The sequence below is a fragment of the Actinoplanes sp. NPDC049265 genome, assembly GCF_043197135.1.
GTDB lineage: Bacteria > Actinomycetota > Actinomycetes > Mycobacteriales > Micromonosporaceae > Actinoplanes.
The window spans coordinates 1-16,336 of record NZ_JBICSP010000010.1 but is presented as its reverse complement, the minus strand read 5'-3'; the positions used below and the strand labels follow the sequence as shown (position 1 = coordinate 16,336).

The following is a 16,336-nucleotide window of genomic DNA, read 5'->3' as shown; positions in this document are numbered from 1 at the left end:
GGGAGGTCTTGATGAGCGAGAACAACCTGAACCGCTCGCTGTCGCGCGCCTGGACGGCGCCCGTCCGCGCTATGAACCGCTTCCTCGGGACCTCCGACACCAGACCGAAACCCCCACGCTCCGGCGATTACGGCACCTCGGTCGTCGACTGCGGGCTCTACGTCGACGGCAAGCGTGAGCCCGGCGAGTTCAGCCCCGACGAGGCGCTGCGGGCGGCCTGCGAGCGCGAGAACGCGTTCGTCTGGCTGGGCCTGCACGAGCCGTCCGAGGCCGAGATGACCGACATCGCGCACACCTACGGGCTGCACGAGCTGACGGTCGAGGACGCGGTCAAAGCCGAGCAGCGGCCCAAGCTGGAGCAGTTCGGCGCGGTCCAGTTCCTGGTCCTGCGGACCGCCCGCTACGTGCCGCACAGCGAGCTGACCGAAACGTCGCAGGTGGTCGAGACCGGCCACATGATGATCTTCATCGGTGAGCGCTTCGTGATCACCGTCCGGCACGGTGACGCCTCCGAGCTCGCGCCGGTCCGGGCCAACCTGGAGGCCGAGCGCCCCCAGCTCCTCGAGCAAGGGCCATGGGCGGTGGCGTACGCGGTGACCGACCGCGTCGTCGACCTCTACGTCGAGGTGGCCGACCAGGTCGAGGTCGATCTCGACACCATCGAGGAGAGCGTGTTCTCCCGCGACGGCGGCTCCCGGATCCAGCACATCTACCAGATGAAGCGGGAGCTGGTGGAGTTCCGCCGGGCGGTGGTGCCGCTGCAGCGCCCGCTGGCCACCATCACCGCCCCGCAGAACCGCATGGTGCCCAAGGAGATCCGGCGCTACTTCCGAGATGTTCAAGACCATCTGACGCGTACGGTCGAGCAGGTCTCCTCGTACGACGACCTGCTCAACTCGATCCTGCAGGCCCGCCTGGCCCAGGTCACGGTCGACCAGAACAACGACATGCGCAAGATCGCCGCCTGGGCCGGCATCTCAGCCGTGTGGACCGCCATCGCCGGCGTCTACGGCATGAACTTCGCGCACATGCCCGAGACCCAGTGGCTCTACGGCTACCCGGTGATGCTGACGCTGATGGTCTCGATATCGGTGCTGCTCTACCGCGCTTTCCGCAAGAACGGCTGGCTCTGAACGGCGGGCCGGCCCGCCCCCCATTGATCCATCGAAACTTCTAGAGTGTCGGGGTGCCGTCGCGTCAGGACCAGCTCCACTCCTACCAGTACTCGCTCCAGCGGGTGGTGGCGGCGCTGGTCACCCACGACCCCGACCCGCACCGGTCGCCGCTGCGCCGCGCCGGCACCACCGCCCTGGTCAGCCTGGTGATCGCCGCGCTCGCGGTCGGCGGCGCGACCATCTACGGCCTGCTCACCGGCAGCAACACCGGCAACATGCGGGACGAGTCGGTGGTCTACATGGAAAAGGGCTCCGGCGCGCGCTACGTCTACACCGGCGCCAAGCTCCACCCGGTCCTCAACTACACGTCCGGCCTGCTCATCGCCAACGGCCAGGCGCCCCGGCTGGTGACCGCCTCCCGCGAACGACTGGCCTCGGTCCCGCTCGGCGATCCGCTCGGCATCCCCGGCGCCCCCGACTCGTTGCCGGTCAAGGACGACCTGCTGACCGGCGACTGGACGGTCTGCTCGGCCCCGCCGGCGGCGGGTTCCACGACCACCACGCCCCAGAGCACCCTGATCATCGGAGCGCGGGCCACCGGCGGCACCGTCCTGGCCGCCCCCGCGACCCAGGCCGGCCTGCTGGTCCGTGACCCGGCCGAGCGTACCTATCTGCTCTTCGGCAACCGCCGCTTTCCCATCCCCGCCAACCGCACCACCGCCAGCCTGCGGGCCCTCGGCTGGAACGCGCAGCAGCCGTGGCCGGTCGCGGCCGGCTTCATCAACGCCGTGCCGGTCGGCCCCGATCTGCAGGCGCCGCGCATCGACGGCCTGGGCGATCGGTCCGGCCTGGCCGCCTACCGCGTCGGCCAGCTGCTGACCGACGGCCAGCAGTGGTCGGTGGCGGTGCGCGACGGCGCCGCGGCGCTGACCGACGTGCAGGCCCGGCTGCTGCAGACCGACCAGCGCATCGGGGCACCGCTCAACCTCGATACGGCGACGTTCAGCAACCTGCAGCCGTCCCGCCTGCGGTTCGTCGAGAGCGAGGGGCTGCCGGCCACGATTCCCGACCTGGCCCAGCCGAACGTGCGGGCCTGCATGACGCTGCCCGTGAGCAAAGACACTCAGGCCGGCCTGCGGATCGACGCGACGGTTCCGGCGGGCGCGCCGATGCGCGGTGCGGCGGCGGCGCCGGGCGGCGTGCAGGCCGACTTCGTGTACGTCCCACGTGGCAAGGGCGCGCTGGTCGCGGCGGCCGCATCGCCGAACGCGCCGGCGGCCAGCGGCACGGTCAGCATCCTGACCGACACCGCCACCCGCTACCCGATCGCGGGCCGTGAGCTGCTCGCCCGCCTCGGCTACGGCGGCGTGACACCCCAGCAGGTCAGCTCGCAGATGATCGCGATGTTGCCGCAGGGCCCGGCCCTGGACGCGGCGAAAGCCCGCCAGGCCGTCACCACCGGGTGACGGTCGCGGCTCGTCGCTCAGCCTCGGTGCCCGCCAGGCTGCTACCACCGGTGGGCGCCCGGGCCGCTCGGCCGCTTCCGCTCGCCGCTGCTGGGTGACGTCGCGGCCCGTTGCTCGGACGCGGCGGCGCTCGCTGCTACCAGGGGGTGACGGCTGAGGCTCGTTGCTTGGACGCGGCGGCGCTCGCTGCTACCAGCGGGTGACGGCTGAGGCTCGTTGCTTGGACGCGGCGGCGCTCGCTGCTACCAGCGGGTGACGGCTGAGGCTCGTTGCTTGGACGCGGCGGTGCCTGTCAGGCCGCTACCACTGGGTGACGGTCGCGGCTCGTCGCTTGGACGCGCTCGTGTCCGTGCCCGTTCAGGCCGTCACCGCGGGGGTGACGGCTGCTGCGGCCCGTCGTTCAGACGTGCCTGTGCCCTCCGCGGCCGCCACAACGAGGCGATGCGTATTTGTGCTCAGAACGCTCTGAGCACAAATACGCATCAGCCGCTGCTGGAACCCCGGGGGTCAGGGCTTCTGCCGTGCCACCTCGGGATTGTCAGCGAGGATGGTCGGTGCCGTGTCGGACACCGGCGGCAGCGGCTCGAACGCCGCGTCGTCGGCACCCACCGGCTCGGCTGACACCGGGGCCGGGTCGTACTCGTCCCACTGCGCCTGCTGACGCCTGCGCAGCACGAACGCGGCACCCACGCCGACCGCCGCGCCGATCAGCGCGAGGCCGACGAGCTTGCTCTTCCGCCCCGAGCTCGGCTGACGGTTGAGCACCTTGTTGGCCCGCTTCTCCAGCTTGCGGGCCTGCTTCTTGCCCACCTTGGCGTGCTTGCGACCGGCCTTCGCGGTCTCCCGCTTGGCCTGGATCACGTTGCCGGCGACGGCCGTCGCCAGCGGCGTGATCGTCGCGACCGCGCTCTCCCAGCCGCTGTTCGCGGCGTCACGGGCCTGGCTGACGGCCGGCTGCACGCGGTCGCGCGCGGCGTTGAGCTTTGGACCGACCGTCGAGCTGGTCTCCTGCGCGGCCAGGGTCGCGGCGCGCTTGAAGTGATCCATGCTCTGGCCGAGCTCGTTCTTCATCCTCGCGCTACGCCGCTTCCGGCGCATGGTTGTGAACACCAGTGCCCACCTCCCTGTGGTCTCTCCCACCTCATCGTGCCCTGTCGGGTACCCCCGCGCTGCCGGAATCAGGCACATGGGGGAGGATCCGAACTGCTATTGAACTTGTCTCCGATGACGGGAGTACCCGTGGCAGAGAAGCTTTACGCCACCCTGCACACCAACCACGGCCCGATCCGGCTGCAACTCTTCCCGGATCACGCGCCCGCCACGGTGCGCAACTTCGTCGAGCTGGCCGAGGGCACCAAGGAGTGGACCGACCCGCGGACCGGTCAGAAGGGCAGCGGGCCGTACTACGACAACACGATCTCGCACCGGGTGATCGCCGGCTTCATGGTCCAGATGGGCGACCCGACCGGCACCGGCCGCGGCGGCCCGGGCTTCCAGTTCGGCGACGAGTTCCACCCCGAGCTGCAGTTCGACCGCCCGTACCTGCTGGCCATGGCCAACGCCGGGCCGGGCACGAACGGTTCGCAGTTCTTCATCACGGTGGGCCCGACCCCGCACCTGAACCGCCGGCACACGATCTTCGGGACGGTCGCCGACGACGAGAGCGCCAAGGTCGTCGACTCGATCGCCAACACGCCGACCGGCCCGGGCGACCGCCCGCGGGAGGACGTCGTGATCCAGCGGGTCGAGATCGAGCGGGCCTGAGGGGCGCATACCGCCTCCGGGTACCGTTGATTCATGAGTGAGTCTCCCGTGACGGTTCCGGTCTGTTACCGCCACCCGTCCAAAGAGACTTACATCCGATGCACCCGGTGTGACCGGCCGATCTGCCCCGACTGCATGAACGAGGCGTCGGTCGGTCACCAGTGTCCGGAGTGCGTCGCCGAGGGCCGCAAGACGCAGCGGCCGGCCCGCACCGCGTTCGGCGGCAGCGCGGCCGGTCGCTCCTTCACGGTCACAAAGTGGCTGATCGGCCTCAACGTCGCCGCGATGATCGCGTCGGTGATCAGCGGCGGGCTGGGCGCGGTGGCCGGCGGCGGCTGGGGCGGGCTGCTCGGCGACCAGACGCCGCTCACGGTGCGCGGTGCGGTGATCGCTCTGTACGGTTTGCCCGGTGCCGAGCACGGTGTCGCCGCCGGCGAGTGGTGGCGTCTGATCACCGCGATGTTCCTGCACTACGGCGTCCTGCACTTGCTGATGAACATGTACGCCCTGTGGATCCTCGGCCGCGAGCTCGAAGCGTCCCTGGGCCGGCTCCGCTACCTCGGGCTTTATCTGCTGGCCGGCCTGGGCGGCAACGTGGCGTCGTACCTGTTCGACCCGCGCAGCATCTCGGTCGGCGCGTCCACCGCGGTGTTCGGTCTGATGGCCGCGATCTTCGTGATTCTCAGACGGCTCAACCGCAGCGTGGCGCCGATCGCCCCGGTCATCGTGATCAACCTGATCTTCACGTTCGTCGTCTCTAACATCTCGATCGCCGGTCACCTCGGCGGCCTGATCGCCGGCGGGCTGGCGGCCGGCGTGCTCGCCTACGCCCCCAAGCAGCGCCGCACGATGTTCCAGTCGATCGGCCTCGGCATCATCGCCGCCGTCCTGATCGGTGCCGTCGTCGTCAAGACGCTCAGCTACTACTGATCGCCGGCGTTCTTCGAGCTTTCCGCGCGCAACCGTTCGAGCTCGGCCAGAACATCGTGCGGGTCGGTGCCCAGGTCGTGCATGGAAAACAGGTAGAGCGCCTCGTCGGCGTCGATCTCCAGCAGCTGGGTCGCGATGCCGAGGCGTTCGCGCCGGTCCAGGCGTACCCGATCGATCTGCGCCCAGGGCAACCAGACGCGGCGCGCGAACCCGGCGATCACCGTGACCCCCGCGGCGTCCGCCGCCAGGCGGATCGGCGCGACCAGATCGCGCAGCGCCCACAACGCACAGCCGATCGTCACCGCGCCGGCCAGCACCCACTGCACCGCTTCATCCCGCCCGAACGCGGTGACCAGCACCATCACGGCGACCGCGCCCAGGCCCTTGGTCACCGGCAGGACCGGCTTGATCCGCCATGGCTGTCCAGACATGTGCCCACTATGGCAGGCACGCGTAACGTCGACAGCATGCGCGATGCGGTGATCGTCGGAGCGGTCCGAACCCCGGTCGGCAAGCGGAACGGCGGCCTGTCCGGCATCCATCCGGTCGACCTGTCCGCCTACGTGCTGCGGGCCCTGGCCGAGCGGTCCGGGTTCGCGCCGGAGCAGGTCGACGACGTGGTCTGGGGCACGGTGTCGCAGACCGGCGAGCAGTCGTGGAACGTCGGCCGCAACGCGGTGCTGGCGGCCGGCTGGCCCGAGTCGGTGCCCGGCACCACGCTCGACCGGCAGTGCGGGTCCAGCCAGCAGGCGTTGCACTTCGCGGCGGCCACCGTGCTGTCCGGCCAGGCCGACCTGGTGGTGGCCGGCGGGGTCGAGTCGATGAGCCGGGTGCCGATGGGGTCGTCGGCTCAGGGGGCCGACCCGTACGGCTCGGCGATCCTCACGCGATACGGGACGAACACCTTCAATCAGGGCGTCGGCGCAGAGATGATGGCGGCGCGGTGGGGCTTTTCGCGTACGCAGCTTGATGAGTACGCGCTGGCCAGTCATCAGAAGGCGGCCGCCGCGCAGGACGCCGGCGACTTCGAGCTGGAGATCGCCGACCTGCCCGACTGCGCCGAGGACGAGGGCATCCGCCGATCTTCTCTGGAGCAGCTCGCCGCGTTGAAGACCCCATTCCAGGCCGACGGCGTGGTCACGGCCGGGTCGTCGTCGCAGATCTCGGACGGCGCCGCGGCGCTCGCGGTCACCACCTCGCGGTGGGCGTCGGCGCACGGCCTGACCCCGCTGGCCCGGATCCACGCGGCGGTGGTCGCCGCCGACGATCCGGTGATCATGCTGACCGCGCCGATGCCGGCCACTGCGAAGGCTCTCGCCAAGGCGGGGCTCAAGCTCGACGACATCGGGGTGTACGAGGTGAACGAGGCGTTCGCCCCGGTACCGCTGGCCTGGCTGGCCGAGACCGGCGCCGACCCCGACCGGCTGAACCCGCGCGGCGGGGCGATCGCCCTGGGTCACCCGCTCGGGGCATCCGGCGCGCGCATCATGACCACGATGCTGCACCACATGCGCGCCCATGACCTGCGGTTCGGCCTGCAGACCATGTGCGAGGGCGGCGGCATGGCCAACGCCACAATCGTCGAACTCCGGTAATTCGACATTCACGGCGTGGTGGCCGATGCCTCACCGGGCGGTCGCCGTTAGACGCCGTATGGACGTGTTCTCCCGTACGTTCCTCCCCACCGCCACTGAGGCGGGCATCCCCCTGGCCACGGTGACCAGGCACCTGCCGGTCATCGGCCGCTGCGTCGACCCCGACGACCCCGCGGTGCTGGTGGCTCGCGTACGCCCCGCCTCCCAGCTCGGTGGCGAGTTCCTGATGCTGCTCACGTACCGCCGCCTGGTGGTGACCCGGGAAACCCGGGTCCTGCACCGCCTGCAGCTGCACCTGAACGCGCATCTCCGCCACCTCAGCCACGTCACCTGGGCCATCGACCCACGCGACTCGACCATCGAGATGTGCGCCACCGCCGTCGACGGCGTCCGCGAGCGTTTCCAGATGCGCGTGACCGACCCCGCGCACGGCTCCCGCCTGGACGCCGTACTGAAGCAGGTCTTCACCGAGCGCCGCCGCAACGTGTCCCTCGCTGCGTAAGATCCCGGCGTGGGAAACGCCGCGCAGACCCTGCACCGCCTGACGTCCTACGCTCCCGGTCGGGAGTGGACGGATCCGCAGCCCGACCCCCGCATCGTGCAGGACCTCCAGGTCAACGACCTCGACCGGCTGCCGTGGTTCTACAAGCGATACCCGGCGTCGCTGCCACGCATCCCGCTGCCCGCGCTCCCGCCGACCTCCGCGCCGGCGCTGTCCGTGCTGGCCGGCGTGCCCTCGGCCCCGGTCGAGCTCGACCTGGCCCAGCTCGGCCGGCTGCTCTACCTGGCCTCCGGCGTCGTCCGCACCCAGGAACGTCCGTTCGGCACCTGGCTGTTCCGGGCGGCCGGGTCGGCCGGCGCCCGCTTCCCGCTGGAGCTGTACGCCGCGGTGCCGCCTGGGCCGGGTTCGCTGCCGCCCGGCGTGCACTGGTACGACCCCGAGGCCCACGCGCTGGTACAGATAGGCCCGCCACCGTCCGGGCCGGCGCCCGCGATCGTCACCACCGGCGTGCCGTGGCGGACCGGATGGCGCTACCGGGAACGCGGCTACCGTCACATCCACTGGGACGCCGGGACCATGCTGTCGCAGCTGCTGGCGGCGGCGGCCGGGGCCGGGATCCCCGCCGACCTGTACACGACGTTCCCCGACCGTGCGGTGACCGAGCTGGTCGGAGCCGACGGCGTGCACGAGTGGCCGGTGGCGGTCGTCGGCCTGGCCGGCGTACCCGCCCTGAATCCCGCCGCACCCGCCGCAGCCGCCCCCGTGGACGCCGCGCCGCTGGAATTTCCCCTGATCACCATCACCCAGCACGCCGGTGACCAGTCGGCCCTGGGCGCCCCGTGGCCCGCTGGCGACGTCCTGCCGACCGAGCCGACCGACCCCCGAACCATCGACGAGATCATCCTCGCTCGCGGCTCAACCCGCCGCATGGACCCGTCCGCCGCGCTACCCCTGACCACTGTGACAACGTCGATGTCCCTGGCCCTGCGCGGCATCGACATCCCTCACTTCGTCTCCGCGCATGCGGTCGACGGCCTGCCTCCCGGCCTCTACCGCTGGCCGTCCCTGACCACCCCGATCCGCACCGGCAGTCAGCGCGACGAGCTCTACCGCATCGCGCTCGACCAGGGCCTGGCCCGCGACGCGTCGTTCGTGGCCATCGCCGCCGCCGACGTCGCGCGGCTGGACCCGCATTCCTACCGCGAGGCCCAGCTGGGGTCGGGCTTGGTGGAGGGCCGCCTGCACCTTCTCGCGTACGCCCACCACGCCGGCGCCACCGGCATGACGTTCCTGGACAGCGAGATCCCCGCCTACCTGTCGGAGCCCCTGGAGGCCATGCTTTTCACCTGCGTGGGTGTCCCCGACTACAAGCCGTCCTCGGGCGGTCGCCCCGGCGCTCCCACCCAGGTCCGCCGGGTCGAGCCCCGCGACTGACGACCGCCCTTCCCATCCTGGCCTTTCGGCGTCTCGCCGCTCCCGCCCTTTGGCCTTTCGGCGTCGCGCCGGTTTCCCGGACGAGACCACCGAATTACGCGTGCCGCCGGTGCCGCCGATACTGCATCACCAGCCCCACCGCGACGGCCAGCGTGAGCACACCGAGCGCGGCGCTGACGACAGCGAGTCCAGCAACCGAGGTGGCGCCGTTGGCGATGGCCAGGACCACCAGAGCGATCCAGAGAACGGGTCGAAGATCTTTGTTCGTCATGCCTTGAAATCTACGAACTGAGCCCTTTCCCGACGATCCCCTGAGCTGCCCAACCCACGTACAGCCAGGGGTACTTGCCTCTCACCCCGGCCGCGGGTGAACGAGCGGCGGCCAGGTACGTCGTGATGGAGGTGACTGACTTCCCTTCCACCGAGGCTGACCTCTCTTCCACCGGGGCTGGCTCCTCTTCGGCCGGGGCTGGCCTCTCTTTCACCGAGGCCGGGTTCTCTTTCACCGAGGCCGAACGGACCGACGCGGCGGTCTGGTCTGCGATGGCCGCGGCGTCCATGTCGATGGAAGCCGGGATCGAGGCAAATCTGCTGGCCGGGGGTGTGGTCGTGACCCGACCGGCCGTCGATTCGCTGTTCTGGAACCAGGCCCAGAGCTTCGACCGGGAGCTGACCAGGGAAGACGTCGAGGCCATACTCCACCGCTTCCAGTCCCGCGGCGTCAGCAAGGCGATGCTGAAGGTAACGCCGGTGTCGGCCGGCGACGACTGGGAAAACATCGCGGCGGCCACCGGCCTGTCCAGAAGCGACGGCGGCGAGCTCAAATGGGCGGCCCCCGTCGACAACGTGCTCGAGGCGGTCGCCGACAGCAGGACCGAGCTACGGGTGGCCCGGGTCGAGCCGCCCGACGCGCGGCGCTGGTCCGAGAAGATGTGGGAGATCTTCGGCATGGTCGACGAGGCCGCCATCGGTGCTGCGACCGCCGTCCTGGACCAGCCTGGCTGGCAGGGCTACAGCGCCTGGGACGGCGACGAGATCGCCGCGGTCGGCCTGCTGCACATCCGCGGCCAGTTCGCCCAGCTGCTCTCCGGCGCGACGGCCGAGAAATACCGGTCCCGAGGCGCCCAATCGGCCCTGATCGCCGCCCGCGCCCAAGCAGCGCAACAAGCCGGCGCAAAATGGATCACGGCCGAAACCAGCGTGGAGCCCGGTGGCCTAAACACATCCGCCCGCAACTTAAAGCGAGCCGCCCTGACCAACGTCTACAAAAAGACGTTCTGGACCTGGTCGGCATGACTGGCAATGAAGACGGTTCAGGCCGGGACCCTTTGTAGTCCCGGCCGCTGGATAAATTGGCGTTGAAATCGTCTCAGGCGGTGGTGCGGCGGTGGCGGCGGTATTGCATGACCAGCCCGGCGGCGACGCCGAGGGTCAGCACGCCGAGCGCGACGCTGACCAGGGTGAGCCCGGCAACCGAGGTGGCGGCGTTGGCGATGGCCAGGACCACGAGGGCGGTCCAGAGGACGGGGCGGAAGTCGTTGTTCGTCATGCCCTGAAATCTATGGAGCAGGACGTTTCCCGACGATCCCCTGGGCTGCCCAACCCCGGTACAGCTGGCACTACCGATCCTTCGCCACCCCGAGCGCCAACCCCAAGTCCGTCGTCGCCTCCGCCCGACGAGCACCCTGAGGGGCGCTCGGGACAAGGTCTTGGGGTCAACGAAGCCGATCACCAAACATCAAGGTCGACACAGCCCGCACAACGCGAACAGCAAGAGCGACCGTGACAAGGACGGCTTCGCGGCCCCTCCCGAGGCGTCGCTCACACCGCGTCTTCCTGACGTGTCCAGGGGCCGCAGGGCTGAGTCTGGTTCCCGGCGCGGTCGATGAAAGGATGCGACTGTCGATCTAGCAGACCGGTCCCGCCGAGCTGCGTCTTCGCTGTTCAGCGGGCACTTCTGCTGTTCATCTGGCGGAGGGCGTGGGATTCGAACCCACGGAGACGCGGAACGCCTCACCGGCTTTCAAGACCGGGCACCGCAGAGCCGTGACCAGCGGAGACACTCGCGCTCAGGAATACGTCGGGCCATATACGGGCGGCAAGACGCGCGACCTAGGTAGGTACACGCTTCTCAAACTCCCTTGTCCCCTCCGGCGATGACCAGCGCCGTCCAGGACGTGCGCTCCCCACCTGGCGTGAACGCCAGCGAGCGGCTTCGTTTGGCAGCGATTCGAGACTACAACTGGAACCGCGGCGGGAGTCTCGCCAGGGACACCGGTGCACGTGCGCAGGCGCAGGGGCCGGCGCGCGGCGCGCTCTGACATCGCAAGCCTTGCGGGACCGATCGCTGGCGCGTCGCGAACCCAAACTCAGCAACGTTAACTTTCCGCCTGATAATATCTGCTGCATGGCTAACGAAGACGTCGAACGCATCCGGGAGGCACTGCTCCCCCTCTGCGAGCCCCTGCACGACGTCTTCACTTGGGCTGACCAGCGGCGCCGCAAGGCGTTCCCTGAGCTGGTCGATGACGGCGAATACCGTTGGTTTGCAACGCATTCGGTGCGAGCCCTTGCGCATCTACGTCTGCGCGTGACTAGGACGGCGCCCTGGAGTCTGGCGGGAAATCATGCCCGCAACGGAGAGCTCTGGCTCACAGACGGCGGCTACAGCGTTCGCATCCTTCACGCTGTGCGCGACTCTGACGTGCCCCCGCCCGGGAGTAACCGCGCTAGGCAGGCGTACTACCGCAACCAGCCACTCTTCGAGATGGATCCCCAGGCCAGGCTCTTCGGCCCAGCCGATGACAGGCTGCTTTTCATCTGGCGCATTGACCCGAAGACCAGCGTGCCGGCCTTCAGGGTTGTTCGCCCTGTCGGAAACTGGAAGTGGGGCGACCACGCGCAGACCGACATCGACTTCGTCCTTCCGGAGACCGGTGAGGATCTTGCTGCCCTAAGCTTCGAGCCATCGGATGAAGAGATGGAACTCGACATCCCGAACGAAGAAGAGACGGAAGGCGGAACAGGCAATGCTGGCGGCAGCGCCGGGTGAGCGACTGAAGACTCTACGTGACATTCTTGGCTTGACGCAGATACAGTTGGCCGAGGTGTCCGGTGTGAGTCAGCCCTGGATCTCTGACGTTGAGACATCCACAAGGGACGCCACCACCGACAAGCTTGCGCAGATCGCCGAGGCTACTGGGACGCCGCTCACCTTCTTCAGCGTCCGACCATCATCCGTTCCGCTTGATAGCCTCCGCTTTAGGAAGAATTCTGCGGCAAGGAAGAGTACGACTCGGCGGGTTCATGCCATTTACGGCGAAAGTTATCGGGTAACCGAAGATCTTATAGAGCTTGAGAACTATCCTACGCCATCGTTGCCGTTCGCTATCGGTGATGATCCTCTAGAGAATGATGCCGTCGAGCAATTTGCTTCAGAAGCGCGTGAGGCGCTAAGGCTTGCTCCCGATAAGCCTATTCCGCACCTTACGCGGGCCCTCGAAAGAGCGGGTATTGCCGTCGCGCCAATGGTCCTACCAGGTATAGATGGCGAAGAGCACACAGCGGTTGGACACTTTGGCGTATCCTACTGGGCAGGCAAGGGTGCTACAGCCCTGATCGGATACTTCCCCGGATATCAAGGCGACCGTGATCGGTTCACGTTGGCCCACGAGTTGGGTCATCTCGTGCTACATACATTCCGTCCGCGGCTTCCGCTACCTCAAGCTGAAGCCGAAGCTAACCGCTTCGCGACGGCGCTTCTAATTCCATTGAGCCGTGCCGAGGCAGAACTCTCCGACTCTTTGTCACTGACAGACTATGCTCGCCTTAAGTCGACATGGGGCGTGTCCATGCAGGCCATCATCATGAGGGGAAGCTCTCTGGGGGTGATAGGGGACACAAGGAAGAAGTCACTTTTTGTTCAGCTATCAGCAAAGGGCTGGCGAAAGATAGAACCAGTTACAGTCGGGCACGAGGAACCCAAGCTAGTGTGGACGCTCTTAAGCCGGAGATTCGGCGATCGGCCATACATGAGGGGTGCGGAGCAGCTCGCTATTCATCCGACCGTGCTGAGATCGATCGCTCCAACGCCTCTCAGTAAAGAATCGTCACACCAGTTGTTTTCGCGTGGCCAATCAACGTCGGGTAAAGTTGTGGAATTTCGGAAGCGCTACTCCGGTTGAGGGAATATGCGGTTATTGGCCCTCTGAGGCTTAGGGAAATGGAATTAGATCCGCCAACTTGTTCCCCAAAACGCCTAGAAATAGACTTCCCGCAACTCCTGCGGCGACCTTTACATATGTACGTGAGTAGAGCGAGACGGCGTGGCTCTTCAATTCTTGCGATCGACTGTCGGGAATTCTTTCCAAGAGAACAAGTGGCCTGCCGACGAGCAACCTCGGACCACTAAAGCGAAACATAGAGAATCCGCTAATGACGGCAACGCCGAAGAGTAGTAGACGCGTTGTTGTACCAATGTCGCTTCGGCCCACTGCCCACGACACGAGGATCATCGGCGTCAGGCCGAACAACATCCATGTCAGCGCCCGCAGGCCGCCCATGCGATCAACGTATCCGGCCATCATGCGGCGAAACGCAAGTTCGGCGGCGCCTAATGCGAACGCAGGGTCATTACCCTCAACCTGTAGTACAAGACCAGGAATCCTCTGCCGTGCAACCAGACTGACCAAGCCGGCGTCGTCCATCGCTGAGTCGAAGCGGATCGCCAATACATCTTGGAGCCGCTGCGGTTTCAAGAGCTCTTCTACTTGCTTGAGGCCTACTAGATCGGAATTGGTTCCATCAATCCATAGAATCCGAGCATGCACGGTATCCGGTCTGAGCTTCGGGGGCCTAGAGAGCAGCGATTCCACTATGGAGCAGAGTTCTTCGACCGTTCCTCTCCAGCAGTCGACAGTGGCGACCACCTTCGATGAGCCGTCCTTGCTCTTTCTAAAGGCTGGCGCTGCCGCGTAAGCGGCACGCGTCCACTTCGGCTCTCTCACGAGTGCGAGGATGCCACGGAGGGTGGCTCGCCGCCATACCGTCTCACGTGGCAATCGGATCGGCTGCCTAAGAGTCCACACGCGATGGATTGACACATCGTGGGCTTGGGTCGACATCCGGGCCGTTCGGCTGCCGGTTTCCTTGTAGGATCCTCCAGATCGTGTAGTGCGTCGACTCTACGGCTCGGCCCAAGCGCAAACGATTGCGAGGAGTCCAAATTGGGCGACACAGCATCAGTGATCAGTGCGGCTCTGGCGGTCGTTGCCTTGGTCGTTTCCTACTTGGCATACCGAAGCCAAAGGGATCGAAAGAGGCTTGAATACGTAGTCGTCAGCAACGCACGAGTTGTTCCTCGTGCGACGCCAGCAGATCTGCAGGTAACCTACAAGGGTGCAGCAGTACCCGACGCCTGTGTAGTTGTCATCAGATTGGTCAATACCGGAGATAGGGCTTTAGTCTCAGACGACTTCGAGTCCGATCTGACTGTCCACATGCACGGTGCCAACAATGTTTTTTCTGCTCTAGCCACTAAGACGCGACCTGATGCTCTCAAGCCAACAATCAGTATCCAAGACAATCGCGTATTGATAAGTCCTCTGCTGATTAACCCCACGGACATGGTCGAGCTTCAGCTTCTTACCTCAGGCCGAGCTAGCGCTATTACCATCGACGGACGAATAGCGGATGTGCTCCCAAAGTCTCGGACGGATTTACCTTATCCGCCCGGGATGGGCCCTGAGGGCGAATTGGTACACCCGTTCGAGAAGGTCATCTGGTATGTCGTACCTGGCGTCTTGAGTGCCTTGGTGGCCGCGCTAGTCCTCGCGTCTTCGGCGACTATCATAGGCAAGGTCTCCGTGGTCCTCGGTGCGGCACTATTCGCTTTCCTGCTGAATCCGTACTACGTTCGACACCTTATTAGGAGGAGGAGAATGTGGGCGCCGTAGACCATGGATCCGGTTGGCCTCCGCCAGGCACCTCGGCGGTGGATCGTGGCGCGGTTTAAGAGAGTTCAGGGCGGAGTGCCAGGCAGGAGCCACCCTGCCGGGCTCATGCTGGAGCTTCCTCTTCTCCTGAGCCGTAAGTAGTTCGTTGATGATCGAGCGCTCCTCGAACGAGCCTATGTTGTTGGCGGCGACGATCTTCTCCCTCTGGGCAGCAGGGAGGTTCCATTCAATGAGGACGTCAAGCAGGTCAGACGAGTGACATTGAAGGTCTACAAAGCCTGCATCGCCCCAGGGCCTAAGACGGAAGATATCGAGACCGGCAAGCCGCGCAGCACCTATCGAGTGCGGTGGGTCGTCGCCAAGAAGCGGCGCGGCGAGAGCTTCCAGACCAAGGCGCTCGCGGAGAGCTTCCAGGCCAAGCTGATCACTGCCCAACGGGAAGGAGTGGCTTTTGACGAGGTAAGCGGCCTACCCGAACCGATGGCCAGAGAGAAGAACAGCCGCTCGTGGTACGAGCACGCAGTCGCGTTCGTGGATATGAAGTGGGCTCGATCAGCAGGCAAGCACCGGAAGAGCATCGCCGAAGCGCTCGCCAACGTCACCGTTGCCCTTCTTTCGGCCAGCCGAGGCGCGCCTTCTGACGAGGAGATCCGTCGCGCACTGCATTCCTGGTCCTTCAACAAGTCGCGGCGGGACGCCGGTCCGCCGCCGGACGACATCGCCGCCACGGTGCGATGGTTGGCCGGTAACACCGTCAAGCTGACGGAGCTGAGCGATGCGGCATTGGTCCGGAAGGCGCTCGATGTGCTGGCGCTACGTCTCGACGGAAAGGCGGCTGCCGCGACGACGGTCGCGCGCAAGCGCGGCGTCCTCTACGGCGCTCTCCGATACGCCGTTGAGCTTCGCCTACTGACCGCGCACCCGATGGACCACGTCCAGTGGATCGCGCCGAAGTCGACCGACGAGGTAGACCGTCGATCGGTCGTCAATCCCGAGCAGGCCATCGCCTTGCTCGCCGCCGTGCATGACCGGGCACCGAAGCTCGTGGCGTTCTTCGCCTGCATGTACTACGCCGCGTTGCGGCCGGCCGAGGCTCTGCACCTCCGCGTCGACGAATGCGAGCTGCCCTAGTCGGGATGGGGCACGCTTCGGCTAACGGGATCGACGCAGTACGTCGGACAGGATTGGGGCGACGACAGCGGTTCATTCATCGAGGACCGGGAGCTAAAGCACCGAGCGAAGACAGCGACCAGGCCGGTGCCAGCACCTCCAATCCTAGTCCGCGCCCTCCGCTGGCACATCGCGGTACACGGCTACGCTCCGGATGGCCGGCTGTTCGTCGCCCAAGGTGTGGGGCGCGGTTCGATCTCGAAGGAGACCTACGCACGGGTCTGGCGGGCGGCTCGAAAGGACGCCTTGAGCCCCCCACAACAGCGCACCCCGCTCGGCAAGGTGCCGTACCAACTGCGGCACGCTGCAGTGAGCACTTTTCATCTGGGTTCGTTCAGGTGGGGGCAGGGCGAGGGAGTCGATAGCTGGGCGGGGTGAGGCTCCCGGTAAGACAAGCAATCGACCA

16 protein-coding genes are annotated in these 16,336 nt (G+C 66.7%); 11 read left to right on the top strand and 5 right to left on the bottom strand.

Annotation, left to right across the window (positions count from 1 at the left end; translation table 11 throughout):
* Positions 1 to 11: 11 nt before the first annotated feature.
* Positions 12 to 1,133 carry a magnesium and cobalt transport protein CorA gene (locus ACGFIO_RS23335; protein WP_392828549.1) on the top strand — a complete coding sequence of 374 codons (1,122 nt, stop codon included), beginning with the start codon at positions 12 to 14 and terminating at the stop codon, positions 1,131 to 1,133.
* Between the two features lie 53 nt (positions 1,134 to 1,186).
* The gene (eccB, locus tag ACGFIO_RS23330) at positions 1,187 to 2,581 is read left to right on the top strand and encodes a type VII secretion protein EccB (protein ID WP_392828548.1); all 1,395 of its coding nucleotides are present in this window, start codon (positions 1,187 to 1,189) and stop codon (positions 2,579 to 2,581) included.
* 507 nt (positions 2,582 to 3,088) lie between these two features.
* On the opposite strand, the gene ACGFIO_RS23325 is transcribed toward eccB, so the two are convergent.
* On the bottom strand, positions 3,089 to 3,691 hold the full coding sequence (locus tag ACGFIO_RS23325; RefSeq protein WP_392828546.1) for a hypothetical protein: 603 nt from the start codon (positions 3,689 to 3,691) through the stop codon (positions 3,089 to 3,091).
* Between the two features lie 129 nt (positions 3,692 to 3,820).
* Between ACGFIO_RS23325 and ACGFIO_RS23320 the strand changes: the two genes are divergently transcribed.
* Positions 3,821 to 4,345 carry a peptidylprolyl isomerase gene (locus tag ACGFIO_RS23320; RefSeq protein ID WP_392828544.1) on the top strand — a complete coding sequence of 175 codons (525 nt, stop codon included), beginning with the start codon at positions 3,821 to 3,823 and terminating at the stop codon, positions 4,343 to 4,345.
* 33 nt (positions 4,346 to 4,378) lie between these two features.
* On the top strand, positions 4,379 to 5,275 hold the full coding sequence (locus ACGFIO_RS23315) for a rhomboid family intramembrane serine protease (protein WP_392828543.1): 897 nt from the start codon (positions 4,379 to 4,381) through the stop codon (positions 5,273 to 5,275).
* Here ACGFIO_RS23315 and ACGFIO_RS23310 read toward each other — a convergent pair.
* The gene (locus ACGFIO_RS23310; protein ID WP_392828541.1) at positions 5,269 to 5,706 is read right to left on the bottom strand and encodes a PH domain-containing protein; all 438 of its coding nucleotides are present in this window, start codon (positions 5,704 to 5,706) and stop codon (positions 5,269 to 5,271) included. The two genes, ACGFIO_RS23315 and ACGFIO_RS23310, sit on opposite strands and share 7 nt — an antisense overlap.
* A 36-nt stretch (positions 5,707 to 5,742) precedes the next feature.
* Between ACGFIO_RS23310 and ACGFIO_RS23305 the strand changes: the two genes are divergently transcribed.
* From ACGFIO_RS23305 to ACGFIO_RS23295, 3 genes are read left to right on the top strand one after another with little or no spacing between them, the layout of a single operon-like run.
* Positions 5,743 to 6,870 (top strand): thiolase family protein, encoded by a 1,128-nt coding sequence (locus tag ACGFIO_RS23305; protein ID WP_392828539.1) that lies wholly within the window; start codon positions 5,743 to 5,745, stop codon positions 6,868 to 6,870.
* A 58-nt stretch (positions 6,871 to 6,928) separates the two neighbouring features.
* Positions 6,929 to 7,372 carry a hypothetical protein gene (locus ACGFIO_RS23300; protein ID WP_392828537.1) on the top strand — a complete coding sequence of 148 codons (444 nt, stop codon included), beginning with the start codon at positions 6,929 to 6,931 and terminating at the stop codon, positions 7,370 to 7,372.
* Between the two features lie 9 nt (positions 7,373 to 7,381).
* Positions 7,382 to 8,806 carry a hypothetical protein gene (locus tag ACGFIO_RS23295; RefSeq protein WP_392828535.1) on the top strand — a complete coding sequence of 475 codons (1,425 nt, stop codon included), beginning with the start codon at positions 7,382 to 7,384 and terminating at the stop codon, positions 8,804 to 8,806.
* A 94-nt stretch (positions 8,807 to 8,900) separates the two neighbouring features.
* Here the strand turns inward: ACGFIO_RS23295 and ACGFIO_RS23290 are convergent, their stop codons facing one another.
* Positions 8,901 to 9,077 (bottom strand): hypothetical protein, encoded by a 177-nt coding sequence (locus ACGFIO_RS23290; protein WP_392828533.1) that lies wholly within the window; start codon positions 9,075 to 9,077, stop codon positions 8,901 to 8,903.
* A gap of 125 nt (positions 9,078 to 9,202) precedes the next feature.
* Between ACGFIO_RS23290 and ACGFIO_RS23285 the strand changes: the two genes are divergently transcribed.
* Positions 9,203 to 10,102: a hypothetical protein gene (locus ACGFIO_RS23285; RefSeq protein ID WP_392828531.1), complete on the top strand. Its 900-nt coding sequence runs from the start codon at positions 9,203 to 9,205 to the stop codon at positions 10,100 to 10,102.
* Between the two features lie 73 nt (positions 10,103 to 10,175).
* Here the strand turns inward: ACGFIO_RS23285 and ACGFIO_RS23280 are convergent, their stop codons facing one another.
* Positions 10,176 to 10,355 (bottom strand): hypothetical protein, encoded by a 180-nt coding sequence (locus tag ACGFIO_RS23280; protein ID WP_392827446.1) that lies wholly within the window; start codon positions 10,353 to 10,355, stop codon positions 10,176 to 10,178.
* An 858-nt stretch (positions 10,356 to 11,213) separates the two neighbouring features.
* Between ACGFIO_RS23280 and ACGFIO_RS23275 the strand changes: the two genes are divergently transcribed.
* Together ACGFIO_RS23275 and ACGFIO_RS23270 are read left to right on the top strand one after the other, a co-directional pair.
* On the top strand, positions 11,214 to 11,858 hold the full coding sequence (locus ACGFIO_RS23275) for a hypothetical protein (protein ID WP_392828529.1): 645 nt from the start codon (positions 11,214 to 11,216) through the stop codon (positions 11,856 to 11,858).
* A complete protein-coding gene (locus ACGFIO_RS23270; RefSeq protein WP_392828527.1) occupies positions 11,779 to 12,990 on the top strand; it encodes a helix-turn-helix domain-containing protein in 1,212 nt (403 codons plus the stop codon). Before ACGFIO_RS23275 ends, ACGFIO_RS23270 begins: the two co-directional genes overlap by 80 nt.
* Positions 12,991 to 13,020: 30 nt before the next feature.
* Here ACGFIO_RS23270 and ACGFIO_RS23265 read toward each other — a convergent pair whose 3' ends face one another.
* The gene (locus tag ACGFIO_RS23265; RefSeq protein WP_392828525.1) at positions 13,021 to 13,812 is read right to left on the bottom strand and encodes a hypothetical protein; all 792 of its coding nucleotides are present in this window, start codon (positions 13,810 to 13,812) and stop codon (positions 13,021 to 13,023) included.
* A gap of 1,203 nt (positions 13,813 to 15,015) precedes the next feature.
* Here ACGFIO_RS23265 and ACGFIO_RS23260 point away from each other — a divergent pair.
* Positions 15,016 to 15,891, top strand: a complete 876-nt coding sequence (locus ACGFIO_RS23260) for a hypothetical protein (protein WP_392828524.1) — start codon at positions 15,016 to 15,018, stop codon at positions 15,889 to 15,891.
* Positions 15,892 to 16,336: the final 445 nt, after the last annotated feature.